The sequence below is a fragment of the Myxococcus sp. AB036A genome, assembly GCF_006547355.1.
In the GTDB taxonomy this organism is placed as follows: Bacteria; Myxococcota; Myxococcia; order Myxococcales; family Myxococcaceae; genus Myxococcus; species Myxococcus virescens.
In genome coordinates, this window is the sequence record NZ_VHLC01000029.1 from 27,848 (window position 1) to 53,322 (window position 25,475).

At 67.1% G+C, this 25,475-nt stretch carries 20 protein-coding genes; 7 read left to right on the forward strand and 13 right to left on the reverse strand.

Going from position 1 to position 25,475, the window contains the following annotated elements; all coding sequences use genetic code 11:
• Window positions 1-58: 58 nt before the first annotated feature.
• The 7 genes from FL344_RS14520 to FL344_RS14550 form a co-directional block, all read right to left on the reverse strand.
• A complete protein-coding gene (locus tag FL344_RS14520) occupies window positions 59-2,524 on the reverse strand; it encodes a heavy metal translocating P-type ATPase (RefSeq protein WP_141618951.1) in 2,466 nt (821 codons plus the stop codon).
• Window positions 2,525-2,853: 329 nt separating this feature from the next.
• On the reverse strand, window positions 2,854-3,480 hold the full coding sequence (locus tag FL344_RS14525; RefSeq protein ID WP_368667430.1) for a DUF305 domain-containing protein: 627 nt from the start codon (window positions 3,478-3,480) through the stop codon (window positions 2,854-2,856).
• Window positions 3,481-3,618: 138 nt separating this feature from the next.
• A complete protein-coding gene (locus FL344_RS14530; RefSeq protein WP_228557815.1) occupies window positions 3,619-4,647 on the reverse strand; it encodes a PQQ-binding-like beta-propeller repeat protein in 1,029 nt (342 codons plus the stop codon).
• A 95-nt stretch (window positions 4,648-4,742) separates the two neighbouring features.
• Window positions 4,743-6,143 carry a sigma-54 dependent transcriptional regulator gene (locus FL344_RS14535; RefSeq protein ID WP_141618952.1) on the reverse strand — a complete coding sequence of 467 codons (1,401 nt, stop codon included), beginning with the start codon at window positions 6,141-6,143 and terminating at the stop codon, window positions 4,743-4,745.
• The gene (locus FL344_RS14540; RefSeq protein WP_141589508.1) at window positions 6,140-7,567 is read right to left on the reverse strand and encodes a sensor histidine kinase; all 1,428 of its coding nucleotides are present in this window, start codon (window positions 7,565-7,567) and stop codon (window positions 6,140-6,142) included. Before FL344_RS14540 ends, FL344_RS14535 begins: the two co-directional genes overlap by 4 nt.
• Before the next feature lie 207 nt (window positions 7,568-7,774).
• Entirely contained in the window at window positions 7,775-9,127 is a 1,353-nt protein-coding gene (locus FL344_RS14545; RefSeq protein ID WP_228565047.1) for a multicopper oxidase family protein, read from the reverse strand.
• Between the two features lie 211 nt (window positions 9,128-9,338).
• Window positions 9,339-9,794 carry a cupredoxin domain-containing protein gene (locus tag FL344_RS14550; protein WP_141589506.1) on the reverse strand — a complete coding sequence of 152 codons (456 nt, stop codon included), beginning with the start codon at window positions 9,792-9,794 and terminating at the stop codon, window positions 9,339-9,341.
• Between the two features lie 353 nt (window positions 9,795-10,147).
• On the opposite strand from FL344_RS14550, the gene FL344_RS14555 reads away from it, so the two are divergent.
• The 5 genes from FL344_RS14555 to FL344_RS14575 all read left to right on the forward strand — a co-directional run bounded on the left by FL344_RS14555 (window position 10,148) and on the right by FL344_RS14575 (window position 17,064).
• Window positions 10,148-12,433, forward strand: coding sequence for a cation-translocating P-type ATPase (locus FL344_RS14555; protein ID WP_141618954.1), 2,286 nt, complete (start codon window positions 10,148-10,150; stop codon window positions 12,431-12,433).
• A gap of 187 nt (window positions 12,434-12,620) precedes the next feature.
• Window positions 12,621-13,001, forward strand: a complete 381-nt coding sequence (locus FL344_RS14560; RefSeq protein ID WP_011553456.1) for a cupredoxin domain-containing protein — start codon at window positions 12,621-12,623, stop codon at window positions 12,999-13,001.
• A 602-nt stretch (window positions 13,002-13,603) separates the two neighbouring features.
• A complete protein-coding gene (locus tag FL344_RS14565; protein WP_228565048.1) occupies window positions 13,604-15,004 on the forward strand; it encodes a TolC family protein in 1,401 nt (466 codons plus the stop codon).
• A gap of 43 nt (window positions 15,005-15,047) precedes the next feature.
• Entirely contained in the window at window positions 15,048-16,370 is a 1,323-nt protein-coding gene (locus tag FL344_RS14570) for a multicopper oxidase family protein (RefSeq protein WP_141618956.1), read from the forward strand.
• Window positions 16,371-16,428: 58 nt separating this feature from the next.
• Window positions 16,429-17,064 (forward strand): RNA polymerase sigma factor, encoded by a 636-nt coding sequence (locus FL344_RS14575; protein ID WP_141589502.1) that lies wholly within the window; start codon window positions 16,429-16,431, stop codon window positions 17,062-17,064.
• A 198-nt stretch (window positions 17,065-17,262) separates the two neighbouring features.
• Here FL344_RS14575 and FL344_RS14580 read toward each other — a convergent pair whose 3' ends face one another.
• The gene (locus tag FL344_RS14580) at window positions 17,263-17,487 is read right to left on the reverse strand and encodes a heavy-metal-associated domain-containing protein (protein WP_141618957.1); all 225 of its coding nucleotides are present in this window, start codon (window positions 17,485-17,487) and stop codon (window positions 17,263-17,265) included.
• Between the two features lie 263 nt (window positions 17,488-17,750).
• Here FL344_RS14580 and FL344_RS14585 point away from each other — a divergent pair, with 263 nt between their 5' ends.
• Window positions 17,751-20,213: an arylsulfatase gene (locus tag FL344_RS14585; RefSeq protein ID WP_141618958.1), complete on the forward strand. Its 2,463-nt coding sequence runs from the start codon at window positions 17,751-17,753 to the stop codon at window positions 20,211-20,213.
• Between the two features lie 9 nt (window positions 20,214-20,222).
• Here FL344_RS14585 and FL344_RS14590 read toward each other — a convergent pair whose 3' ends face one another.
• From FL344_RS14590 to FL344_RS14605, 5 genes are all read right to left on the reverse strand, one after another.
• A complete protein-coding gene (locus tag FL344_RS14590; RefSeq protein WP_228565049.1) occupies window positions 20,223-20,567 on the reverse strand; it encodes a cyclophilin-like fold protein in 345 nt (114 codons plus the stop codon).
• A gap of 148 nt (window positions 20,568-20,715) precedes the next feature.
• Window positions 20,716-21,483, reverse strand: coding sequence for a glucose 1-dehydrogenase (locus FL344_RS14595; RefSeq protein WP_141618959.1), 768 nt, complete (start codon window positions 21,481-21,483; stop codon window positions 20,716-20,718).
• 16 nt (window positions 21,484-21,499) lie between these two features.
• Window positions 21,500-21,727 (reverse strand): hypothetical protein, encoded by a 228-nt coding sequence (locus FL344_RS39065; RefSeq protein WP_228565050.1) that lies wholly within the window; start codon window positions 21,725-21,727, stop codon window positions 21,500-21,502.
• 72 nt (window positions 21,728-21,799) lie between these two features.
• On the reverse strand, window positions 21,800-22,525 hold the full coding sequence (locus tag FL344_RS14600) for an NAD(P)-dependent alcohol dehydrogenase (RefSeq protein WP_228565051.1): 726 nt from the start codon (window positions 22,523-22,525) through the stop codon (window positions 21,800-21,802).
• A gap of 369 nt (window positions 22,526-22,894) precedes the next feature.
• The gene (locus FL344_RS14605; RefSeq protein ID WP_141618960.1) at window positions 22,895-23,830 is read right to left on the reverse strand and encodes a LysR family transcriptional regulator; all 936 of its coding nucleotides are present in this window, start codon (window positions 23,828-23,830) and stop codon (window positions 22,895-22,897) included.
• A gap of 579 nt (window positions 23,831-24,409) precedes the next feature.
• Here FL344_RS14605 and FL344_RS14610 point away from each other — a divergent pair.
• The gene (locus FL344_RS14610) at window positions 24,410-24,868 is read left to right on the forward strand and encodes a hypothetical protein (RefSeq protein ID WP_228565052.1); all 459 of its coding nucleotides are present in this window, start codon (window positions 24,410-24,412) and stop codon (window positions 24,866-24,868) included.
• Window positions 24,869-25,475: the final 607 nt, after the last annotated feature.

The following is a 25,475-nucleotide window of genomic DNA, read 5'->3' on the forward strand; positions in this document are numbered from 1 at the left end:
AGGCCCGCCCCTTCGTGGAGTTGTCTCCGGGCGGGCATGCCGGTCAGGCGGGGGGCGGTCAGAGGTCCAGCCGCTTCAGCCGCAGGGCATTGGCGATGACGGAGACGGACGAGATGCTCATCGCCGCGCTGGCAATCATGGGGCTCAGCAGCAGTCCGAAGAACGGGTAGAGGACCCCCGCCGCGATGGGGACGCCGAGCACGTTGTAGATGAACGCGAAGAAGAGGTTCTGGCGGATGTTTCGCACGGTGCCCCGGCTCAGGTGCCGGGCGCGGACGATGCCGCGGAGGTCACCCTTCACCAGCGTGACGGCGGCGCTCTCCATGGCGATGTCCGTGCCCGTGCCCATGGCGATGCCCACGTTGGCCTGGGCGAGCGCGGGCGCGTCGTTCACCCCGTCTCCGGCCATGGCAACCACGTGCCCTTCGGCCTGGAGGCGCTTCACCATCGCGTTCTTCTCCTCGGGGCGCACCTCCGCGTGGACTTCGTCGATGCCCAGGCGCCGGGCCACCGCCTCCGCCGTCGTCCGGCTGTCACCCGTGAGCATCACGAGGCGCAGCCCATCGGCACGGAGCTGCTGAACGGCTTCGGGGGTGCTGGCCTTCACCGGGTCGGCCACGCCCAGCAGCCCGGCCGGCTTGCCGTCCACGGCGACGAACATCACCGTCTGCCCTTCTCGCCTCAGGGCCTCCGCCCTCTCCAGGAACGCCCCTGCCTCGATGCCGAGTCCCTCGAGCAGCCGGGCATTCCCGAGCGCCACCTGCGCACCATCCACACGCCCCGTCACGCCCTGGCCCGTCACGGACTTGAAACCGTGCGTCTCAGTGAGGACGGCACCCCGTGCCTCTGCGCCCTTCACGATTGCGGACGCGAGCGGGTGCTCGCTCCCGCGCTCGATGCTGCCGGCCAGGTGGAGCAGCCGCGCCTCGTCGAAACCGGGGGCGGTCACCACCGTGGTGAGGCTTGGCCTGCCCTCGGTGAGGGTGCCCGTCTTGTCGACGACGAGGGTGTCCACCTTCGCCAGTTCCTCGAGCGCCGCCGCGTCCCGGATGAGGACGCCGGCCTGCGCGCCACGCCCCATGCCCACCACGATGGAGATGGGAGTGGCCAGGCCCAGGGCACACGGGCACGCGATGATGAGGACGGCCACGGCGTTGACCAGCGCGTGGGCGAGCCGGGGCTCTGGTCCCCACATGCTCCAGATGAACGCCGTGAGGACGGCGATGACCACCACCGCGGGCACAAACCACCCGGAGACGGTGTCGGCCAGACGCTGGATGGGGGCCCGGCTGCGCTGGGCCTCGGCCACCCGCTGTACGATTTGAGAGAGGAGCGTGTCGCGGCCGACGCGCTCGGCCCGCATCACGAAGCCGCCGGTGCCGTTGACCGTCCCTCCTGTCACCCGGCTGCCAGGTGTCTTCTCGGAGGGAATCGGCTCACCCGTCACCATGGACTCGTCCACGGCGCTCTCGCCCTCCAGGACCACGCCATCCACGGGCACCTTCTCGCCCGGTCGGACGCGGAGGCGGTCACCCACGTGGACCCCGTCCAGCGCCACGTCCTCTTCGCGCCCGTCCTCGCGCAGCAGCCGCGCCGTCTTCGGCGCCAGCCCGAGCAGCGCCTTCAAGGCTCCCGAGGTGGCATGGCGGGCCCGGAGCTCCAGCACCTGCCCCAGCAGCACCAGGGTGGTGATGACCGCCGCGGCCTCGAAGTACAAGGGCACGTGGCCACCGTGGCCGGTGAAGGCGTGGGGCAGGAGGCCGGGGAAGAAGGTGGCGAAGACGCTGAAGCCGTAGGCAGCGCCCGTCCCAAGGGCAATCAGCGTGAACATGTTGAGGTGCCGGTTGCGCACCGACGCCCAGCCCCGCTGGAAGAAGGGCCAGCCCCCCCACAGCACCACGGGCGTCGCCAGGGCGAACTGCACCCAGGCCATGAGCGGCCCTGGGATGAGTCGCTGGATGGGCTGGCCCGGAATCATCTCGGACATGCCCAGTACGAACACAGGAAGTGAGAGGACGACGCTCACCCAGAAGCGCCGCCGCATGTCGAGGTACTCCGGGTCGGGCGCGTCCTCAAGGGTGACGGTCCGTGGCTCCAGGGCCATGCCGCAGATGGGGCACGCCCCCGGCTCGGGCCGCACGATCTCCGGGTGCATCGGGCAGACGTACTCGGTGCGCGTCTGGAGGACTGGCTGTTCCGGCTCGAGGGCCATGCCGCACTTGGGGCAGGTGCCGGGATGGTCCTGCCGCACCTCCGGGTCCATCGGGCAGATGTACTGGGTGCCCGCGGGGGCAGGCTCCTGCGGCTGGGGCTCGGGCGCGAGGTACTTCCGCGGCTCCGCCGTGAACTTCTCGCGGCACTTCGGGTTGCAGAAGAAGTACGTGTGCCCCTCGTGCACGTGGCTGCCGCCCTTCGGTGCCTGGGGATCCACGAACATGCCGCAGACGGGGTCCTTCGCCTTGCCCTCCGGCAGGTGCGGAGGGTGGTGCCCGGTGTGAGCTTCTGGGGGGAGATGAGTCGTCATCGTCGCGATTCCTTTTGCCGGGATCACGAAGCACCCCGTTCCTTCTTACAGTTCCAAGCGAAGCGGCCTGTCGCCCGAAGCGGGCCCATGGCTGCCTGCCAGGAATGCTCTCAGGGCGAACCCGTGCGGCTTGTCAGCTCGGGTACCAAGCAACCCCGAGGCCAGCCGTGCCAACGGGCAAGTTCCGAGATTGACTCGGGTGTGCCTCCGTCCGGTGTAACCCGCGCTGTTACACTCGGGTGAGGTAGGTCACACCCAATTGGTGCGATGACGGCGGCGGGCTCGTGGCGGTGGCTCGCCGCCTCCAGTCGTGAGTGCGCCGATGCCCGCTACGGTTGACCGCCGTACCAAGACTTGCGCCACTCAATCAGCTGACCGATCTCCTTCGTCTGTGCGTCGATGATTCCGCGGGCAAGTGCACGAATCTCCGCGTTGCTGGTCCGCCGAAGCGCGACGCTCGCCATCTGAACGGCACCCGAGTGGTGCGGCATCATCGAATCGATGAACGCCTTGTCGACGTCCGGCTGTCGCGCGAGCTCGGCGGTCATCAGCATGCCGCTGTTTTGCATCTCGGACTCGCTCATCATCGTCGGCACATCCGAGGAGCCGAAGTGGGCCTGCTTGAGGGCCTTCAGTTCCTCGATTTCTCGACGTTGGTCCTGAATCATCTTCGTGGCCAGCGCCCGGAGCTCCTGACGCGTGCCGCGTTGCTCCTCGACCATGGCCATCTCGGTGGCCATCTGGTGGTGCGCGGCCATCATGTCGATAAACCGCTCGTCGGAATAGTTGCCGTCCACGACGAGCCGCTCGGGGGCAACGTCACCGTCCATGGACATGCCCTCGTGCGACTCGTCATCTCCACACCCCGCTACCGCTGCGAGGAAGACGACCGCCAGGGCGCTGCATAGCATTGAGGATTTCATACGTTCACAGCCTCCAGGTCGGACGCCTGGCATCCGCGGTGTGCCGGATTGCCAGAGGCGTCCGCCGCGCTGGATGCTGTGCATGGAGGTGGTCCGTGGCACCTGTGAGCGGCGGAGTTACAGGCCACCTCAGCGGGGAGCCACGGCAATCACCTCGTGCCTCGAGATGGGTCAGTTCTCGCGGAAGACAAGTCCGTTGGGCTGAGTGCCCACGGTGAGCGTCTTCCGAACGGTGCGCGAGGCGACGTCGACGATGCTGAGCGTCCCCGCGGTCTGGTTGGTGATGAATGCGGTGGCGCCATCGGCGGAGAACGCGATGCCATGGGCTCCGGCGCCAGTGGCCAGTTCCCCCTGACGTGTCGTCGTACCAGCGGCGAAGAAGATGACCTTGCCGTTGTCGGTGTCCGTCACCCAGAGGTCCCCATTGGGGGCCGTGGCGGCCATGGCCGGCGTGAAGCCCAGCGGATAGGTGCGCGCCACATCGAGGGTGTTGGCATCAATGCCGGTGAGGCTCTTGCCGTCCTCGTTGTCCACGTACATGAGGCCGTCGTTTCCCGGCCAGGCGCCGACCGGGTTGGCCCCGACGGTCACCGTCTTCACCACCGCCTTGGTGGCCGCGTTGATGACGGAGACGTTGTTGGAGTCGCCATTGGCGACGAAGGCGTAGCGCCCGTCCTGAGAGAACGTCACCTCCGCGGGCATATCGCCCACGTCGATTGTTTGCTTGGGCTCGAGCGTCTGGCTGTCGAGCACGACCACCGCGCCCGGCTTTGCCATCAGGGCCGTCCACACCTCGGTGCCGTCCGGCGAGAAGGCGCCGTTGTGGGTCATCACGTCGAACTGCCGCGTGGCCCGCGTCTTACCTGTCTTCGCGTCGAGCAGGAGGAGCTTGCCAGGCATGGTGTGACCGCCGTGCCCGCCGCCGTGCCCGCCGCTCAGGTCCATGCCGGGGACCGCCACCACGAGCAGGCTCCGGTCCGGGCTGAGGCTGATGTGGTGGGGATAGGTCATGTCCTTCAATCGAAGGGTGCTGGTGACCTCCTGCCGCTCCACGTCAATGACGCTGAGGGAGTTGCTGCCACCATTCACGACGAACACGGCGTCCTTTTCGAGGACGGGGAACGAGTTCGAGTCCTTGGCGGCGCAGCCACTCATCGCCAGCGCAGTCAGGAAGGGCATCATCCACAGTGTCGGCTTCATGCGTTCCATATCGACGGTCCTCTCGGCGGAATCGTGTCGGCGGCATCTACAGAAGCTGTGTTTGGTGGTGAATGCAGCTTGATTGCATGTATTGCTTAGGGTGACTCCTTGAAGTCATCGGAACGCAGGCCAAAGCGCTTGAGGAGCCGGTGGAGGCTCTCGCGCTCCATGCCCGCGCGTTCAGCAGCCCGCGTCACATTGCCCCCGAATTCCCGCAGCAGGGCGATGAGGTAATCGCGCGAGGCACGGTCCCGCGCCAGGTCCACCGCCTCCCGGAAGGGCATCTTCACCAGATGGTCTGCGGGCAGTGCTCCCTGTTGTCCGCCCGTGACTTCAGGGGGGAGTGCGTCAGGGCCCACCCGGGAGCCAGTGGTGATGGCCACCGCGCGTTCGATGGCATTCTCTAGCTGGCGCACGTTGCCCGGCCAGTTGTACCCAGTGAGCGCACGCAACGCGTCCGGCTCCAGGCCATCCACCGGCTGCCGGTAGGTCTTCGCCGCCTTCTGTACGAAGTGCATGGCCAGCAGGGGGATGTCCTCGCGCCGCTCCCGCAGGGACGGCAGATGCACCGGGAAGACATTGAGCCGGTAGTAGAGGTCTTCGCGGAAGCGGCCCGCAGTCACTTCGGCCTTGAGGTCGCGGTGGGTGGCGGTGATGACGCGTGCGTCGATGCGGCGCGCAACCGCGTCTCCGACACGGCGCACCTCCTTGTCCTGGAGCGTGCGGTTGAGCTTCACCTGGACGGACAGGGGCAACTCCCCAATCTCGTCCAGGAAGATGGTCCCCCCGGAGGCTGCCTCGAAGAGACCGGCCTTGGTCTCTACCGCGCCGGTGAAGGCGCCCCGGGCGTGACCGAACAGCTCGCTCTCGATGAGTTCGGAGGGCAGCGCGCCGCAGTTGACCGCGATGAAGGGCCGGTCCTTGCGTGGGCCGTGGTGGTGGATGGCCCGCGCCACCAGCTCCTTGCCCGTCCCCGTCTCCCCGGTGATGAGAACCGTGATGTCCAGCTCGGAGGCGCGCTCCAGCAGGCTGTAGAGCGCACGCATGGGCGCGCTCCTGCCAATGATGTTCTGGAAGCTGTAGATGCCCTCCAGCTCGCGCCGCAGTGAGGCGGCCTGCTCCTTGAGCCGCTTGCGCTCGATGGCGCGGGCGACCACCAGGGATGCCTCGTCCGGGTCGAAGGGCTTGGGCAGGTAGTCATAGGCGCCCTCCTTGATGGCCTCTACCGCCTTGGGGACGGAGGCGTACGCCGTCATCAGGATGACCTCGGTGGTGGGCGCGTGCTGCTTGACTGCCTTGAGCACCTCGAAGCCGTCCGCTCCCGGCATTCGGATGTCCGTCACCACCACGTCGAACGGCTGCGTCTGGATGAGGGAGAGTGCACGGCCTCCGTCTTCAGCCGTCCTCACGTGATACGCGTCACCGAGAATGCGGGTGATGAGGTGGCGCATGTTCTCCTTGTCGTCGACAACGAGAACACTCGGTCTGTCCGTCACGGCGTACTCCGGGGGAGATGCAAGGTGAATTCCGCACCACGTCCAGGCAGGTTGCGCGGCTGGATGCGGCCACCATGGGCCTGGGCGATGGCCTGCGACACCGCCAACCCCAGCCCGGTGCCATGGGGTTTGGTGGTGAAGAAGGGCTCGAACATCCGCTTCTGTGCCTCGGGAGAGAGGCCGGGCCCGCTGTCGCGGAAAGAAAGCGCCACCTCGTCATCGTGGGCGTGGATGGCCACGGTCACCTGTCCCGAGGGACCGGCGGCCTCCATGGCGTTCTTGACCAGGTTCGTGACCACCTGCCGCAGCCGCTGCGGATGGCCTGCCACCCGGGCTTCGCCTTCCACCGTCAAGGATGCCGCGGAGAGCTGGGCGGACTCCCGCTGCCGGGAGACGACTTCCTCCACCAGCTCTCGCAGCTCCAGCGTCTCGCCCGGGACCTGGAGTGGCCGCGACAGGTCGAGCATCCCCTCCACGATGTCACGGCAGCGCAGCGTCTCCTCTTCGATGATGCGCAGGTCGTCCGCGAGCGCCCCCTCCGCCTTGCGCTGAAGCAGGCGCACGTAGCCGAGGATGACCCCCAAGGGATTGTTGATTTCATGCGCCACGCCCGCCGCCAGGCGGCCGATGCCCGCCAGCCGCTCGCTTTGAACCAGGCGCTCCTGGTGCTCACGTAGCGCGGCGGTCATCCGGTTGAACTGCTGCGCCAGCCTTCCGAACTCATCCGGGCGGTCCAGCGCGATACGAGTCATGAGGTCGCCCGCGGCGATACGGGCCGCGCCGGCCTCCAGCAGCGAGACCGGGCGGGCCACCGAGCGGCCGATGTAGAGACCTACGCCCGCCGCGAGCAGGGCGGCAGCGGCCAGGATGGCGACCGTCCACTGGAAGCTGGCGTGCTGGACAGTGCTCGCGTGCTCCTCGAAGTTGCCAATGGCGCGCTCGTAGTGCGAGGCCAGGGTGTCCGCGCTCTCCTGGATGACGTCGACCAGTTCCAGGGCCCTGGCGTGTTCACGGGCCGCGGTGGCATGGTCCTCGCGCAGCACGGCTGGCACGAGCGCCTCGCGGAAAAGCCGGTCCAGCTCCGTCGTGGTGCGGCGCATGGTCTCCACCTGGGCGCGTTCCTCGGAGGTGGTGGCCTGGGCTTGGACCGCTTCGAGCCGCTCCATGGCACGGTGATAGGCGCTGTCGTAGAGCGGCAGGTGGCTGGCGTTGCCGAGGATGACGGTGTGAGCCTGGTGTGCGTAGAGGTCCCTTACCGAGGTCGCGAGCGACAGCGTGGTGCGCACGGCCGTTTCCTGCCGCCGCACGCTGTGCAGGGCCTCGTGGATCTCCGCCATGCCCTCGAGCGCGGCATAGGCTGCCGCGCCGAAGGCCAGGACGAGGAGCGAGAAGGCGGATAAGAGCCTGCGAGCGGTTCCGGACACGACATCCCCTGGCGAACGAAGGTAGGGGTTTAGCAACAGGCAGGCCAATGTGGTGCGCGCTGCAAGTGGCTGAACTCATTCCTGGGCGGCGTTCCCTCATCGTTGCGAGAAAAGGGCCGGGTGTGACCTGGCTGGTCACACTGTAATGGGCCGGGGGCTCGACTTCAGGTCTGGCGAGCGCGGCCCTTTTGGAATGGCGTGGCTCGCTTAGTGGGAACCCTCCGCATGGACGTCCACGAGCGTCATCATCCCGGCCTCGGCGTGCTCTTGGATGTGGCAGTGGAGCATCCAGGCCCCCACGTCCTGCGGGAACATCGCCACATCCACCGTCTCCCTTGGACGAATCAGCACGGTGTCGCGCCAGTGTCCCTCGTCCACCGATGCGCCATTGCGCGCCACCACGCGGAAGAACTGGCCATGCACGTGCATGGGGTGCAGGCGGGACGACTCGTTGACGAAACGCAGCGTGGCCCATTGGTGGGCAGGGAGCCGGTAGACCTTGTGATGCGCGGAGGCATGCTCCCCTTCGTGGTGGAACGCCTCGTCATTGATGGTCCACTCGATGCCGAAGGGGCCTCCCCGCCTCGCATTCAGCCGGAAGGTCTCCGCGGGTTGCAGTGCACGCGCTGGAGAGAGGTCAGGGCTCGGGGGCGGGGCAACTGCTGCCACTTCGGGCGGCCGCACGACCTCTCCAGAGACCACCAGCGTTGCGAGAGGGAACGGCCTGCGTGTGAAGTGGTCCATCACCTCCATGCGCGGGTTGCTCAGCGCCTCGGGAACGGTGAAGTCCAGGTCGACGCGGTTTCCTGGAGCGAGCTCCAAGCGGGAGGCCGGCAGCGGCCGGTCCGTGGCCAACCCGTCGATCGCGATGACCGATGCGCCCAGCCCTTCGAAGGAAGGCGCGAACACGCGCCCGTTTGCAACGTTGACCATCCGCAGCCGCACCCGCTCGCCGGGCTGCAGCGGGACTTCTGGCTGGACAGTCCCGTTCACCGTGGAGACCTGCCCCCAGCGGCCGTCGTGCGCGAGGTCGTGGCGCGTGTTGAATCGGCCATCAATCTGGCCACCCGCGTCGAGTCGCCAGTCGTCGAGCACCCAGACGAGCTCGCGTGAGAAAGGGCCGGGCTTCTGTTCCTCCACGATGAGCACGCCGAACAGCCCTCGCTCGACCTGCTCGCTCCCGCGCAGGTGCGGGTGAAACCAGTAGGTTCCTGCGTCCTTCACCTTGAACTCATAGACGAAGGTTCCCCCAGGTGGGATGGGAGGCTGGGTCACCCCGGGCACGCCGTCCATTCCGTTCGGAAGCCGGATGCCGTGCCAGTGAATGGTCGTCGGCTGCGGCAGCTTGTTGGTGAATCGCACGCGGACCGTGTCGCCATGGGTGGCGCGAAGGGTGGGGCCGGGGACCTGGCCGTTGTAGGCCCAGACCTCCAGACTCCGGCCATCCAGGAGCGGGAGGGCTGTCGGGGCCGCGACGAGCTCGAACTCGCGCACGCGGCCCGTGGACGGGATGTCTTCAGGGTAGGGCGGTGCCGCGCGCGGCTGTCGGAGCGTCGCCATGGCGGCGTCATCCTCCTGGCCGAGGCCGAGTGCCGCGAGCGTTGCGAGGACGGCAACGACAACTGCCGCGAGGAACCAGCGATTGCGATGCATGAAGCCTCTTCACGAATGGATGGATGCTGCGAGCGAAGAGGGGACCAGGCCGCCGTGGTGGCGTGGCCCGGCCCCCCAGGCGCGCGGCCTCGGCGCGCAGCCTGCCCGGAACGGCGGTCTACTGGATGGTGACGAGCCCGCTGATGTGGTCCATCGCGCAGGCGTAGCGCAGCGTGCCCGACTCGCTGGGGGTGAACTCCACGGTCACCGGCGTGTCCATGGGGAGCGGCTTGTTGATGCCCAGGTCGGCCATGACGATTTCCGTGGCGCACGTCTTGGCCGTCTTGCGCGTGACCACGAGGCGGACGGGCTGCCCCGCCTTCACCTTCACGTTCGAGGGCTCGAAGCCCTTGGGGGTCACCGTGAGGTCCACGGTCTGGACGCCATTCCTGGTGGCCGGGGCCGAGGCGGGCTTCTGTGTGGGCGCAGCGGCCTTCTTGGCCGTGCATTCGTGCGCGGAATGCTCGCCGTGCTTGGCGTGCTCGCCGTGCTTGGCGTGCTCGTCACACGCGACCGCGGGGGCCGCGGCGATCAGGGGGAGTGCAGCAAGGAGTCCCATCAGGCTCTTCTTCATCGCTTGGTTGCTCCCAGAGTGAGGATGCCCTCGGGGACGTCCGGCATCCTGTGAGTTCGGTCCGCCGGAGCACAACGCGTGCCGAGGACTGAACGCGCCTGTTCATGCGGGGTTGCCGTGGCGCGGCACCTGTTCGGAGTACCCGGATGGGTTTCGCTGTAACCGTCACGGTCACAGGTGGAGCGTGAAGCGGCGTCGTTCCACGGAGCTGTGAAGTGCCGTTCATGGCCGGCACGCTGCGGGTGGCGCACGAGGCGCTGGCCACCGCGGTTGGACCGCTTCGCGGGTGTAAGCCTTTCGGGGGAGGTGCGTCAGTGGGGTGACCCGCTAGCTCGCGGGCAGGAGGAAGCCCCATGAATGCCGTTGAAGCAGCCTCGTCCCGGTCTCCCGCGGGCGCCCTGGAGCGGATGGACCTCGCCGTGTCGGGTATGACGTGCGCCGCGTGCGCGCGCCGCGTGGAACGCACTCTGAGCGAGGTGGAGGGGGTCCAGGAGTGCAGCGTCAACTTCGCCACCCGCCGGGCCAGTGTCCTCTTCGACGCACGGGCCACGTCCGTCAGCGCACTGGCCGATGCGGTGGCCGACGCCGGCTATCGCGCCGAGGTGCCGCAGGCTTCCACCACTGAAGAGACGGACGCCGCGGAGGAGCGAGGGCTGCGGCGCCGGCTCGCCGTGGCCGTGCTCTTCGGCTTGCCGGTGGTCGTGCTGGCCATGTCCCACGGAGCGCTCGACTTCACCGGTTCCACCTGGGTGCAGCTCGGCCTGACGCTGCCGGTCATGGCGTACAGCGGTGGTCCCATCTTCCGGGCGGCGTGGGGCGCGTTGCGGCACAGGTCGGCCGACATGAACGTCCTGGTGGCGCTCGGGACCGGCGCGGCTTTCATCTTCTCGGTGGTGGCCACCGTGTGGCCGACATTCATCGTCACCGGGGACCATGGAGGTCATGATGGGCACGGCGCCGCACCTCCCATCTACTTCGAGGCGGCGGCCGCGGTGATTGCCTTCGTGCTGCTCGGGCGCTTCCTGGAATCGCGAGCACGCACCCGGGCAGGGGATGCCATCCGGCGGCTTCAGGCGTTGGCCCCTTCCATCGCCACCGTGCTGGAGAATGGCGTCGAGCGAGAGGTTCCACTCGCCGAGGTGCGGGTGGGGGACCATGTGGTGGTGCGTCCGGGGCAGTCCATCCCCGTCGATGGCTCCGTCGTGGACGGGGCCTCCTCGGTGGACGAATCCATGCTCACGGGGGAAAGCCTGCCGGTGGAGAAGGCGGCGGGTGCGGAGGTCTTCGCAGGGACGATGAACGGCACGGGCCGCCTGGTCTTCCGCGCGGCCAAGGTGGGGAGTGACACCGCGCTCCAGCAGATTGTCCAGGTGGTGGAGCGGGCCCAGGGCACCAAGGCGCCCATCGCGCGCCTCGCGGACGTGGTGAGTGGCGTCTTCACTCCGGTGGTGCTGCTCATCGCCATCGCCACGTTCGCGGCCTGGTTCGTCCTGGCCCCCGAGGAGACGCGCCTGACGATGGCCCTGCTCAACGCGGTGGCTGTGCTGGTCATCGCTTGCCCGTGCGCCCTGGGCCTGGCCACGCCCGCGGCGCTCATGGTGGGGATGGGGCGGGGTGCGCAGCTCGGAGTGCTGGTGAAGAGCGCCGCTTCGTTGGAAGGCGCGAGCCGTATCGACACCGTGGTGCTCGACAAGACGGGCACGCTGACCCAGGGGCGCCCGGCGGTGGTCCGCGTCCTCACCGCGAGCGGCATGACGGAGGAGGAAGTGCTGACCCTCGCCGCCGCGGCCGAGTCCGCGAGCGAGCATCCGCTGGCCCGTGCCGTCGTGTCCGAGGCCTCCAACCGAGGCCTGAAGGTCGGCACGCCGGAGTCGTTCACCGCCACGCCTGGACATGGCGTGGAGGCCCAGGTTGGCGGGCGCAGGGTGCTCGTGGGCAGTCGTCGGATGCTGGACGGGCAGGGCGTGTCCGGGAGCGAGGACGCCGAGCGAGTGCTCACGGCGGGCGGGCAGACGCCCGTGCTCATCGCGGTGGACGGGCGCTGGGTAGGCGCCATCGGCATCGCGGATCCTGAGCGGGAGGAGGCCGCCACGGTGGTCCAATCCCTGCGGAGCATGGGGCTGCACGTGGTGATGCTCACGGGTGACCATGAGGGACCGGCCGCGCGGGTGGCGCGCGCGCTCGGCATCGACCGGGTCTTCGCCGGTGTACTGCCGTCCGGCAAGGCGCATGTGGTGCGTGCGCTCCAGGCGGAGGGACGGCGCGTGGCCATGGTGGGGGATGGCATCAACGACGCGCCGGCCCTGGCGGAGGCGGACCTCGGCGTTGCCATGGGGACGGGGACGGACGTGGCCCGTGATGCCGCGGGCGTCGCGCTGCTGCGCTCCGATTTGCGAGGACTGCCGGCGGCACTCGGCCTGGCTCGCACCACGATGCGGGTCATCCGACAGAACCTGTTCTGGGCCTTCCTCTACAACGTGCTTGGCATCCCGGTAGCGGCGGGGCTGCTCTACGGCCTGACAGGCTGGCTGTTGTCACCGATGCTGGCGAGCGTGGCCATGTCCCTGTCGAGTGTGTCGGTGCTGCTCAACAGCCTGCGTCTGCGGCGCCTGCGCCTGCCTGCGCCCCAGGCGGCCTGAGCCAGACCTTCCTCACGAAGTCCCCACGGCGCCACGGTCCTCCATTCGGGACCGTGGCGTTCGTGCATTCACGGCACCTGTAAGAGCCCGGCGCCTGACCCGTCAACAGGGGTGAACGCGGTGGACATGAGGGCGCGACCTGCTCCCTGGCCCGCCGCGCGGAACCTGCGTCCAGGGAGAGAGCGTCATGTTGGATTCAATCGAAGTGGGAGTCGTCTCTGGCAGCGTGCTGGCCGCGGCGGCCACCGTCCTGTTCTTCTTCGGCCCGCGCCAGCGCACCCGGGCCCGGAGCGAGGTCGGCGGCGCGCAGGAAGTGGACCTGATGGTGGACGGCGGCTACCGCCCCGACCGCATCGTGGTGCGCGCGGGCGTACCGGTGAAGCTCAACGTCCTGCGCACGGACCGCTCCGCGTGCTCGGAGCAGATCGTGCTCGGCGACCTCGGCGTCTCGCGCACGCTGCCCACCGGGCGCGTGGTGACCATCGACCTGCCCGCGCTTACGCCCGGCGCGTACGACTTCACCTGCGGCATGAGCATGCTGCGCGGCCGCCTCATCGCAGAGGTCTGAGCCCGGACCTGTAAGTCGCCGGCCCCTGCCGCGTCCAAGGGGCCGAAGCCGGTCACCTGCTCCGAAAGGAATCCCATCATGAAGAAGCTCCTCGTCCTCTCCTTGTTGTCTCCGCTCACCGCCTGCGCCGCCGCTCCCTGGAGCGCGCTCGACGAGGATTCCGCGTCGCCCACTTCCCTGCGTGCGCCGGAGGCCCCCCGTCCGAATCTGGTCGCTGTGCTGACAGATGCGGATCCGCTGCGCGCGCCGTCTGGGATTGCCTCCGACGACGGAGTCCAGGGGAACGACCACGCGGGCCATCAAGGGCACCCAGGCGGTCATGGTGGCACCGCTCGGCAAGGCAACGCGACGGGGCATGGCTCTGGGCACTCTGGCCATGGTGGGCACTCGGGCCATGGTGGACACACGGGGCATGGCGCGAAGCAGGGGAGCGCTCACGATGGACACGGGGGGCACTCCGATAGTGCCCCGGATGCCGGCAGTCCCGCCCCCAGCCACGACCATCACCAGCACTAGCCGCCCGCGACGGAGAGAGAGGCACCATGAAGACCTGGTCATCGTCACGCTGGAAGCGGCCCGCCGCAGGTACCCTCGTGGCATCCATGCTCACATTGGGGGGATGCGTCACCGTTCCCCTGGCGAATGATGCGCGTGACGTGCACACGACGCTCAGCGCTCGTTGGACGCCTGGGGACCCGATGGCCGGGCTCACCAGCGAGGCCCTCCGGGGAGAGGACGCGGACGCGGCCGTGCGGGCGCTGCTGGCCCAGCCGCTCACCGCCGACACGGCCGTCCGCATCGCCCTGCTGAACAACCGCGACCTGCGCGCCGCGATGCACGCGCTGGGCGTCGCCACTGGCAACCTGGTGCAGATGAGCCTTCCTCCCAATCCAGAGGTGGAGCTGGAAATTCGAAAGCCCACCCGTGGCGCGGAGCCTCTGCAGGGGGACATCGGGCTCGAGTACGACCTGTCCGAGCTCATCCTCCTGCCGCAGCGTCGCGGGGTGGCCCAGGCCGAGCGCGCGGCCGAGCGCGCACTCACGGCGGGCGAGGTGCTGCACCTGGCCTACCGTACGCGCCTGGGCTTCTACGAGGTCCAGGCCCGGCACCAGCAACTGGAGTTGCGCAACCGGGCGCTGCAGGTCGCACAGGCGGGCTACGGCACGGCGGTGGAGCTGGAGAAGGCGGGCAACGTCCGCGCGCTGGAGGTGGCCACCGAGCGCTCCGCCGTGGAGTCCGCGCGCCTGGCCGTGGCCGAAGCCGAGAACGCCCTGCTGGACTCGCGCGAGGCCCTCAACGTGTTGCTGGGCCTCTTCGGTCCCCGCACGCAGTGGACGGTGGAGTCGCCGCTGGCCGACCCAGTCAACGACCTGGATTCGGGGGAGGGGCTGGAGGCGCGCGCTATCGAGGCGAGCCTCGACCTGGCCGAGCTGCGCGGCCGGATGGAGGCCGCCGACCGGCGCCACAGGCTCGCGCGGACGGAGGGGTTTCTGCCCCACCTGTCCGGCGGCTTCCACGGCGAGAAGGACGAGGACCGGTGGGAGATGGGGGCGCACCTCACGGTGGGGCTGCCGCTGTTCGACCGCAAGCAGGGCGTGCGCATGGCGGCCCTTTCTTCGCGCGAGTCCCTGAAGGCCCGTTACGAGGCCACGGCCACCGCCATCCGCGCCTCGCTGCGCCAGGCCCGCGGCCGAGTGGAGTCCACGGAGCGACGGGCGCGGCACGTCCGTGACGTGCTCCTGCCGGCCCGGCGCCAGGTGCTCGACGAGACGTTGCTTCAGTACAACGCCATGCAGGTGGGCGTCTTCGAGGTGCTGCGTGCCCAGGCCGCCGTGACGGACACGGCCAGCACCTACGTGGAGACGCTGCTCGACTACCACCGCGCCCGCTCGGCGCTGGAGCAACTCCTGGCGGGCCGTCACCAAGGCTTGGAGCTGGGCTCCATCCGCGTTTCGTCGATGAGCGCGAGCTCCGGTCCGGCCGCCGCGGCGGACGCGCACTGACCTTCGCATTCACCGCACTTCGACATTGAGAGGACACACCACCATGGACCGCAGGCAGTTCATTCAGCTCGGCGCACTCGCTGGGGGCACGCTGGTCGCAAGCCAGGCCTTCGCGCAAGGACAGTCCCACACCGTGCCTTCCGCGCCCGTCAGCGCACGCGCCAGGACGCCGAGCATCGTCGCTCCGGGCGGGCAGGTGGCCGTCACGACGCCCAACGGCTCCACGCTGCCCTGGAGGAAGGTGGGGGGCGTGAAGGTGGGCCACCTGGTGGCCATGCCCGTGAAGCACACCTTCGCCCCTGGGCTGGAGGTGGAAGCGTGGGGCTACAACGGCTCGACGCCAGGGCCCACCATCGAGGCGGTGGAGGGAGACCGCCTTCGCATCTACGTCACCAACCGGCTGCCCGAGCCGACCACCGTGCACTGGCACGGGCTCATCATTCCCAATGGCATGGATGGCGTGTCCGGGCTGAACCAGCGCCCCATCGCCCCCGGAGAAACCTTCGCCTACGAGTTCACGCTGAACCAGCCGGGCACGTACATGTATCACCCGCACTACGACGAGATGACCCAGATGGCGCTGGGGATGATGGGCATGTTCATCGTCCATCCGAAGCGTCCGCGCGGCCCGCGAGTGGTCCGCGACTTCGCGCTGATGACGCACGAGTGGAAGGTGCTTCCAGGCATGCGCCGGCCGGACCCCAACGCGATGAGCGACTTCAATGTCCTCACGTTCAACTCCAAGGCCTTCCCGGCCACCGAGCCGCTCGTCATCGGGCGCGGGGAGCGCGTGCGCATCCGCCTGGGGAATCTGTCCGCCATGGACCACCACCCCATTCACCTGCACGGCCTGTCCTTCGAAATGACGGGGACGGATGGGGGCTTCGTCCCCGAGTCCGCCCGCTACCCGGAAACCTCAATCCTGGTGCCGGTGGGGAGCACCCGGGTCATCGAGTTCGTCGCGGACGAACCGGGTGACTGGGCCATGCACTGCCACATGACCCACCATGTGATGAACCAGATGGGACACGCGGCCCCGGTGACGCTGGGCGCTGACGCACGGGCCATCGACCGGCGGGTGCAGGCGCTGGTACCGGGGTACATGACGATGGGGCAGGATGGCATGGGCGGCATGGAAGAGATGGGCATGCCAATGCCGGCCAACAGCATTCCCATGAAGGGCGGCAAGGGGCCCTTCGGCCCCATCGACATGGGCGGCATGTTCACGCTCCTCAAGGTGCGCGAGAACCCGGACACCGAGGATGGGAGCGGCTGGTACGTGCATCCGAAGGGGACGGTGGCGGAAAAGGCCGACCCGGTGCGCATGGACGCGGACGGCATCAATCCGGACGTGCGCTTTGGTTGATGGCGAAGGGGGCGGAGGACGGCTTGCGCCAGGTCCTCCGTCCCTGTACCTGAACGGCATGAGTGACATGAATCAGGGAGCGGGTGCGGAGACCGATGGCGTGGTGCGGCCCCTGTCCGCCGACGTCATTTCCAGTCTGGTGGAGAACCACCGGGAGTTCTTGCGCTTCCTCGAGCGTCGGGTTGGGAGCCGCGCGGTGGCGGAAGACATCCTTCAGGATGCGTTCGTCCGTGGCATGGGCAAGGCGAAGGCGCTCCGCGAAGATGAGTCGCTGATGGCTTGGTTCTACAGCGTGCTGCGCAACGCGGTCATCGACCATTACCGGCGTCGTGGCACGACGGAGCGCGCGCTGGCTTCGCTGGCCAGCGAGCTCGAGGAGGGCCATGCACCGGAAGCGGAACTGGCGCAGGCTGTTTGCCAGTGCGTGGGCCGGCTGGCCGGCACCCTCAAGCCCGAGTATGCCGAGGCGCTGCGACGTGTAGAGGTGGAGGGCGTCAGCGTCCCGGCTTTCGCCCTGGAGGCGGGCATCACGTCCAACAACGCGGCGGTGCGACTGCACCGTGCTCGCAAGGCGCTCAAGAAGCAGTTGGAGGTTTCGTGCGGTACGTGCGCCTCGCACGGCTGTCTGGACTGCACGTGCGCGACGCAGGGCACCGAGAAGAAGGCCGGGGGCTGCGGGAGCGCGAAGGCATGACCTGACCGCGGCTCCCAAGCGACATGCCCGGCTGTTCCAATCGATGGGCGCAGCCAGGCCGCGCGGAGCCCGAGTCCTTCTGGGCTTCACGCGCAGGCTGGCTGTCATTGCCGCGACGGCGGCTCACATGAGGGACTGGGTGTGGGGAGGGGCTCGTGGTGCGGACGGGCAAGGGGCCCGTCCGCACACGGGGGCAGCTCATGCGGTGGGGGCGGACTCGTACCCGGCGTCGCGGAGCGCCTCGATGAGGATGTTGACGTTCGCGGTCGCGGCGTCGTGTTTCACGAGGACCTGGCGGTTCTCGAACCGCACGTTGACGTCCTGCACGCCTTCGACTTTCCGCAACGCGGTGTTGATGTGGCTGACGCAGGACCGGCAGGACATTCCCTCGACCTTCAGGAGGGTCTCATCATTCGGGTTCATCGGGTGGCTCCATCATCAAGCGGCGTTCATCGCCGGCTCGAAGAGGGAGACGCGGACCGTCGCGGGTACTTACAGTCGCGCGGCGCATCACCCGCGCGGCGCCGAGCTCACTGCCGACAACCGGTGTGAAAACCCCAAGGGCTCCAGGCCAGCGCGCCCGCGCCTGCCTGGGCGCCCCGCGCGCATGTTGCCTGCGACAGACGGTCCGGTTGCAGAGGAGTCCTGTGCTCTCAACCTTGCCTGGGGAGAGGGGGAGGCCCGGCATGGCGCGGAAGAGTGGCAAGGGGAAGACGTCCGAGGGGCAGCAGGGCGGCGACGGGCAGTCGGCGGCGGTCTCCGGTGGAATGAAGACGTACCACGAAGGAGAGCGCTTCCCCGGCCGCATTGGCAGGACATGGGAGGAGTCCGAGCCGGCCTTTCCCGTGCCTCCCGAGGCGCCGAAGGGGGCGCCGAACATCCTGTACATCATCCTCGACGACGTCGGTTACGGGGCGTGTGACACGTTCGGCGGCCTGGTCGAGACGCCGAACATCACGCGGCTCGCCGGCAACGGTCTCCGGTACACCAACTTCCACACGACGGCCCTCTGCTCGCCGACGCGCGCGTGCCTCTTGACGGGGCGCAACCACCACTCGGTTGGCATGGCCAACATCACCGAGCTCGCAACCGGCTTCCCTGGCTACGACGCGCGCCAGAAGCCGGACAAGGCCGCCATTGGCGCGATGCTCCACCAGCACGGCTACGCGTCGTTCGCGCTCGGCAAGTGGCACAACACGCCGTCGGAGGAGTCCGGCCCCTCCGGTCCGTTCGACCGGTGGCCCGACGGGCCGCTCTTCGGGTTCGACCGTTTCTACGGCTTCATGGGCGGTGACAACAACCAGTGGTACCCGAAGCTCTACGCGGGGCGCGAGGCCATCGACCCACCGCGCCTGCCGCAGGAGGGCTACCACCTGTCGGAGGACCTCGCCGACAAGACGGTCGATTTCATCTCGAACCATGCGTCGTTGACGCCCGAGAAGCCGTGGCTCGCCTACCTCGCGTTCGGCGCCTGCCACGCCCCCCACCACGTCTGGCCCGAGTGGATTGAGAAGTACCGTGGCAAATTCGACATGGGGTGGGACCGCTACCGCGAGCAGGTGCTGGCGCGGCAGAAGCAACTGGGCGTCATTCCGGCCAACGCCGCGCTCGCGCCCATGCTCGAAGGCGTGCCCAGGTGGGATGATTTGTCGGACGACCAGAAGCGGCTCTTCGCGCGGATGGCCGAGGTCTACGCCGCCTTCCTGTCGCACGCGGACGCGCAGATTGGGCGCGTCGTCGAGTACCTGGAGCGATCGGGCCAGCTCGACAATACGTTGCTCTTCGTGTTCATCGGCGACAACGGCTGCTCCGGCGAGGGCACGAACTCGGGCCTCTTCAACGAGGGCGCGTTCGGCACGGAGCGCCCCGAGAAGGTCGAGACGCTGGAGGGGAACCTCCAGCGGATCGACAGGCTCGGGCAGCCGGGCTCCTATAACCACTTCCCGGTGGGGTGGGCACTGGCGATGAATGCACCGTTCAAGCTCTGCAAGCAGTACACGCACTTCGGTGGGACGCGGAATCCCCTCGTGGTGCACTGGCCCAAGGGCATCCAGGCCCGAGGTGAAATCAGGACGCAGTTCCACCACGTCATCGACATCGTCCCCACCATCCTGAAGGCCGCCAGGATTGAGGCGCCCGCCGTCGTCAACTCCGTCTCCCAGGCGCCGATGGAAGGCGTGCCGATGAATTACTCGTTCGACGACGCGGACGCGCCTACGCATCACCCGACGCAATATTTCGAGATGCTGGGCAACCGCGCCATCGTCAACGGGAAGTGGAAGGCCGTCACCTACCACGGCCGCAAGCCGTGGGAGAACCATGCGGCTTGGTCCTTCGACGAGGACCACTGGGAGGTCTACGACCTCGAGAAGGACCCGACCGAGTGCCACGACCTCATGGCGCAGCGGGATCTGTTGAAGCAAGATGACCCGGCCGTGAAGCGGATGATTCATCTGGTCGGCCTGTGGTGGGCCGAGGCCGGCCGCTACAACGTGCTCCCGCTCGATGACCGGTTCCAGGAGCGCCTGCTGGGCCGGGCCGAGCTGGCCAAGAAACGGACGCGGTTCTCATTCAAGCTGGGGGCGGTACGGATTCCCGAGGCCGCGGCGCCCGACACGAAGAACCGCTCCTGGGCCATGACCGCCGAGATTGAAATCCCCGAGCAGGGCGCCGAGGGTCCCATCGTCGTGATGGGCGGCGACACCGCCGGGTGGTCCCTCTACCTGAAGGGCGGCGTCCCCACGTTCTGCTACAACTTCGCCGCCGTCGATTACACATACATCCGTGCACCGCAGAAGCTCGGTCCGGGCCGCCACACGCTCCGCTTCGAGTTCGAAATCCAGCCCGAGCATCGAACCGACACGGGCAAGCCCGTCATCTACGGCGCCGGAGGCATGGGCCGCCTCGCGGTGGACGGCAAGTGGGTCGCCGAGGGCAGGATTCCGCAGACGATGGCGTTCATGTACAGCCTCGACGAGACGTTCGACGTCGGCTGCGACAAGGGAGCGCCCGTGACCGACGAGTATGAGCCGCTCGCGGCCTTTACGGGCAAGGTCGTCGAAGTCACCATGGACCTGCATCCGGAGGCGGCGTTGGAGCCCGCACGCCACACGGAGGCTCAGGTCACCCAGGCGATGGCCCGGCAGTGAGGGGCACGCTCACCTTCGTAGCTCGAAGGTGACCGTCACGTCGCCCGCGCCCAATGCCGCCGCGAGCCCCGATGCGTCGTCCACCTTGCCAATTGGCGTGTAGCTGTAGGGCGTGGAAAACGTTTTATAAAATAGCACCACAGAGTTGGATCCGTACAGCTTGAGATCGCCAGTCTGGACCATCCCTGGTTTCGATGCGTCCATGGGTAGATGGTTTGGGAGGTGGTGATATTTCTCGTTTGAATTCAAGTCGGTCATTTTCAATGTAAGCGGCAGCATCGATTTGAAGGCCGTCACTGTTTCGTTGTCGTAAAGCGTGGCGGTAAAAACCGCCGAGCCAACCGTCATGTGCATGCGGGTAGACGGCGGGTTGGGAGATGAGCCTGAGTCTTCAGGCCGCGGCGGTGCCTGGTTCGCGCAGACGCAGCCAACGAGCAGAGAGAAGAGCGCGAGTCTGAGTATTCTCATTGCTGGCCGATGCAATCCGGTGTCTCCTGCGGCCTCAGCGCGCCGTATATCCGCCGTCGACCGGAAGTGCCACGCCAATGACGAAGCTTGCGCCGGGGCTGCAAAGCCAGAGCACTGAGGCTGCAATCTCCTCGGGCTCGCCCAAGCGCCCGATTGGCTGATTCGCGATGGCCCCTTCGAGCTCCAGTTCACCCTTGGCCAGCATGTCCGTGACCATGGGGGTCGAAATGGTTCCCGGACAGATGGCGTTGATCCGGATGCCTCGGGGCGCGTATTCGAGCGCAGCGCTTCTCGTAAGGCCGATGACCCCGTGCTTCGACGCGTGATAGGCCGCTCGACCAGGCAGGCCGACGAGGCCACCGAGCGACGAGCAGTTCACGATAACTCCGCTGCCTTGCTGGCGCATCTGCTTGAGCTCGTGCTTCATGCAGGCCCAGACCCCCCGAAGGTTGACTCCGTTGACTCTGTCGAACAGGTCACCGCGCTCATCCGCGGCATCCGTGGGAGGCGCCTGGATGCCAGCATTGTTGAACGCCATGTCCAACCGGCCATAGGCATCAATGGCCCGCTTGACCATGGCGGCGACCTGGTCCTCGTCGGATACGTCGCAGGTGACCCCGAGCGCGGCATGACCGGCCGACGTCAGCGCGTCGACAGCCGACTTGAGGGCCGCCGTATTGACATCTGCAAGTACCACTGAGGCGCCGGCTGCCGCGAAGGCTTTCGCAGTGGCGAGGCCCATTCCAGAGCTCGCGCCGGTGACGAGTGCTACCTGGCCTTTGAAGTCGTATGTGGGATTCATGTTTGTTCCTCTGTCTCTACCTGTTGGTTTCGATGACGAAGCGATAGCGAGCCTTCTTCTCGACGACCTTGGGCCACGCTTCGTTGATGCCCGTCATGGGGATTTTCTCAATCTCGGGCCTGATGTTGTTGAGTGCGCAGAAGTCGATCATGTCCTGCGTTTCACGGATGCCAACCGTGTTTGAACCGGCGATGGCATTGCGATACAGGACGAGGCTCATCTGGCCGACGTCAACGGTGTTCACGGTCTTTCCCACACCGACCCTGCAATAGGTCGCGTCCCGCTTCAGTAGCGGAACGAAGCGATTCAGATCGTGTCAGTATGGAACGGTATCGAGCGCGAAGTCGAACGCGTGTTTGAACCCAGAGAAGTCGGCGCCGTCCTTGTTGACAACGACGTTGGTTGCACCGAAGCGCTTCGCGTCGTCGATTTTCTCCGGCGAGGTTGTGAAGACGGTGACCTCCGCGCCCATTACTTTCGCGAACTTCACGGCCATGTGTCCGAGGCCACCCAGCCCGATGATGGCGACCTTCTTGCCGGAGGAGACGCTCCAGTGGCGAAGCGGGGAGTACACGGTGATACCTGCACACAGGAGCGGCCCCGCCTCCGCAAGGTCGATGACGTCGGGAATGTTGATGACGAAGTCTTCGTCCACGACGACGAATGTCGAATAGCCGCCTTGAGTGATGGACCCGTCTCGGTCCTTTGAGCCGTACGTCTGCGTGTTGCCGTTGAGACAGTAGTTCTCGCGACCTGCCTCGCACTCCGAGCAATGGCGGCAGGAGTTGACCATGGTTCCCACGCCGACTCGCGAGCCGACTCGGAACCTGCTGACGCTCGAGCCGACAGCCACGACTTCGCCCGCGAGTTCGTGGCCGACGATTTGTGGGTACTGGATCTGGCCCCAGTCGCCGCGAGCGGTGTGAATGTCAGAATGGCAAACGCCGCAGTAGTGCACCTGAATCGCGACATCCTTCGGCCCCAGGGAGCGCCGTTGGAATTGCATCGGCTTGAGAGGGGCACTCGGGGAATATGCGGCCATGCCCTCTGCTGGAAATGGCCCCTTCACCGTGGCTGCCCCGGTTGGACCGACGGCTGCCGGGCTGGCGTCCGTGCGAGCTCCCGCACCTACCGCCGCGCATGCCGCGAGCGGCGCGGTCGCCAGGCCAAGGAGCACCTTCCTCCTCTCAGGGGAGTGGGGCTCACCAGTTTGCTTTGAGACACTCATCGGGTTCTCCGTTCAGAAGGATGGGGGTGGGGTTCCACCGCGTGAACGGCTCATTTGTCGCCGCAACCGCACCAATATTCGCTCGTGCTCGCCGCCGAACTAGGCGTCGAGTACCGCATGGGCTGGTTAGAAGCGCTTAACAATCCCCAGTCGTCGCCAACGCGCTCGGTGTCGAGCAACCGTTCACCCCTGGGGGCCGGGCTGTCTCGTTGCCACGAGCGGCTTCCGTGTCAGCTCGCGAACCGTCTCGACGAAGAGCCGAAGTGGAGGGGAGCTCTGTGTGCGGCTGGGATAGTAGAGAAAGAAGCCAGGAACGACCGGGGCGTACGGTTCGAGCACGCGCCGCAGACTTCCTTGGCGGAGTTGCTCGCTGACCAGAGGTTCCATGGCATACGCGAGGCCCATCCCTTGCTCAGCCCACAAGGTACAAATGAGACCGTCGTTGACGATGAGGCTCCCACGCACAGGCACGCGCCATGTCCGGCGACCGCGTTCGAGCTCCCACGCGTAAAGGGAGCCCGTCGTGGCTGAGCGAAAGGTCAGGCATTCGTGACGGAGGAGGTCCTCGGGGCGTTCTGGAGTTCCGTGCCTATTTAGATATGCGGGCGAGCCAACGACGATGAACCGAAAGGCGTCGGTGAGACGGACGCTCACCATGTCGCGCTCCACATTCTCATTCAGACGAACGCCCGCGTCGAACCCCTCGCTGATGAGGTCGACCATTCGGTCCTCGAAGACGACCTCGACCTCAATACGTGGATGCCGCTCTCGGAATTTCGGTAAGACGGGCTCAATCACGAAATGGAACGCGGAGCGGGGCACCGTCAATCGTACGCGGCCTACCACCTCACCTGGTTTTGCAGTGACCTCCGTGAGCGCCGCTTGAACCTGTGCGACGGCCGGGCCTGCGGACTCGACGAGGCGCCTCCCTGCCTCGGTGAGGGACACGCTGCGCGTCGTGCGTGCGACGAGGGGGACCCGGAGCTTCTCTTCGAGCAAGCGCACGCTCTGACTCACTGCGGAGCGTGAGATACCCAGGTCACGAGCGGCGGCGCTGAAGCTCCGCGCCCGAGCCACGGCAAGGAAGGCTTGGAGGTGGGGGAACACGGACGTAGTCACGATTGGGCCCGCAGTTTACGTTTCCAGCCGAGCAGTGGCTGTCAACTCCAGCTTAACAGCCCATCCGCAACCAGCGTCTTCACGGAGTTCGTGCCGATATGCATGTTCTCTCTGCAGCCCGGCTCGACAGTCGCGGTCGTCGGCGACGGTGCCGTGGGGCTCCTGTCGGTGCTCTCCGCGAGGCACTTCCGCGATTGAGCGAGGGGTGCAGCAAGGGGAGCAAGCACCGCATCGAGCGCGTGCGGTAGTCGCCTCTCCTTGTCACATTCTCAAAGTGTGAAATCTTCCGAGTGGTGAGTTTCGCATGAATTAACTCGCCGTGTTTACGGTCTCACGGGGGCTGATGGCGCTCGCGGGTGCTCGTCGGCATTTTCGCGCTGTTGGGGCCGCGAGTTCAGGGCCGCAGCTCGCGAAAGCAAATCCACGAATCAAAGGATTCATCCTGTGAATACGCCGTTCAGTCGTTGGCCGTGCGCGCTTGCTGGACTCTCCCTCGGGGCCCTTCTCGTTGCTTGTGGAGGTGGCTCGGAGCCGTCCAATCCGAACGGACATGGAAATGGAGATGGAGATGGAAAGGAGGTGCCTGTCACGGAAACGACGGTGAATGGCAGGCCCGCGAGCGAGTACTACGCACAGTTCGCCTATGAGAAATACGCTGGCGCCCCGGGTGGCGCGGTGGCGTTCCCCGCCCAGCGAGATGGCATCAACCTGTTCGCCGCGACCGCCTTTCTGAAGCAAGACAAGAGTTTCATCCTCTACTACGCTGAGGGCGCGGGGACCGTGCGTTCAAATGGCTACACCGCCGAGATTCCTCTCTCCCGCATGTTCAAACGCACCGGCACCTGGAGTGTCAGTGGACGCTCGTTGAAGCTCGGCGACCTGATGACCTGCGAAGGCCTCAAGGTGGACGGCAACGACGCGCTTCTCTGCACGCTGGACCGGACCATCGGCTATGCGGACGCGGTGGGGAAGACCGCGACGTTCACGCGCTCGACCAACTCGTCGCCGAATGACAGACAGTGGGCCGACTACAAGTGAAGCCTGGGCTCCCCGCAGCCCGATGATCGCCGCCCGCCTGGGCCGTAGCCGCAAGCATCCGTTGCGCCGCGACTGGGAGCCGGTGAAGGACGACGTCATGCGCCGGGCTGTCCTCGCGAAGGCTGCGGCTCCACGGGCACCGGGAAGAACCAGCTCGGGCGGTTGCTGATGGAGGTTCGCTCCCTCCTTCGCGAGCGCGCGCAGGCTGGCTGCTGAATGCAACGGGGCCGGAGACCGCTGAACGCTCAGCGGCTTCCGGCCCCGTTCTCGTGTCACGTCCGGCCTCAAGGCCGTGGCGGTGGCAACTCCAGACGAGGCAACCTTGGTTTTTGAGCATCGTGCTTCGTGTTCTGGGACCAAGCTGCGTATTCCTGACAGTTCCAATGTCCCGGAGCGTCAGTGCTTCATCGGTGGCTTTTGCCGATCGGATGCGGGTGGTACGGAACCTCGTTCGAGGTCCCCATGTGCCGAAACCGATGGCTGCTGGCGAGCATCGTTTCCTTCGTTGCCTGTGTCTCCGAGCCGAAGAGGCTGCCCGCCTCCATGGACCCATCGAATCCAGATGCGCCCGAGGCCCCGCCTGCGCCCCAGTTGACCGCGTTCGCGG

Excerpts from the sequence above, each read along its gene's own strand:
- FL344_RS14520 (WP_141618951.1), bottom strand. The coding sequence starts at position 2,524 with ATGACGACTCATCTCCCCCCAGAAGCTCACACCGGGCACCACCCTCCG.
- FL344_RS14525 (WP_368667430.1), bottom strand. The coding sequence starts at position 3,480 with ATGCCAGGCGTCCGACCTGGAGGCTGTGAACGTATGAAATCCTCAATG.
- FL344_RS14530 (WP_228557815.1), bottom strand. The coding sequence starts at position 4,647 with ATGAAGCCGACACTGTGGATGATGCCCTTCCTGACTGCGCTGGCGATG.
- FL344_RS14545 (WP_228565047.1), bottom strand. The coding sequence starts at position 9,127 with ATGGCGACGCTCCGACAGCCGCGCGCGGCACCGCCCTACCCTGAAGAC.
- FL344_RS14550 (WP_141589506.1), bottom strand. The coding sequence starts at position 9,794 with ATGAAGAAGAGCCTGATGGGACTCCTTGCTGCACTCCCCCTGATCGCC.
- FL344_RS14555 (WP_141618954.1), top strand. The coding sequence starts at position 10,148 with ATGAATGCCGTTGAAGCAGCCTCGTCCCGGTCTCCCGCGGGCGCCCTG.
- FL344_RS14560 (WP_011553456.1), top strand. The coding sequence starts at position 12,621 with ATGTTGGATTCAATCGAAGTGGGAGTCGTCTCTGGCAGCGTGCTGGCC.
- FL344_RS14565 (WP_228565048.1), top strand. The coding sequence starts at position 13,604 with ATGCTCACATTGGGGGGATGCGTCACCGTTCCCCTGGCGAATGATGCG.
- FL344_RS14570 (WP_141618956.1), top strand. The coding sequence starts at position 15,048 with ATGGACCGCAGGCAGTTCATTCAGCTCGGCGCACTCGCTGGGGGCACG.
- FL344_RS14575 (WP_141589502.1), top strand. The coding sequence starts at position 16,429 with ATGAGTGACATGAATCAGGGAGCGGGTGCGGAGACCGATGGCGTGGTG.
- FL344_RS14580 (WP_141618957.1), bottom strand. The coding sequence starts at position 17,487 with ATGAACCCGAATGATGAGACCCTCCTGAAGGTCGAGGGAATGTCCTGC.
- FL344_RS14585 (WP_141618958.1), top strand. The coding sequence starts at position 17,751 with ATGGCGCGGAAGAGTGGCAAGGGGAAGACGTCCGAGGGGCAGCAGGGC.
- FL344_RS14590 (WP_228565049.1), bottom strand. The coding sequence starts at position 20,567 with ATGCACATGACGGTTGGCTCGGCGGTTTTTACCGCCACGCTTTACGAC.
- FL344_RS14595 (WP_141618959.1), bottom strand. The coding sequence starts at position 21,483 with ATGAATCCCACATACGACTTCAAAGGCCAGGTAGCACTCGTCACCGGC.
- FL344_RS14600 (WP_228565051.1), bottom strand. The coding sequence starts at position 22,525 with ATGGCCGCATATTCCCCGAGTGCCCCTCTCAAGCCGATGCAATTCCAA.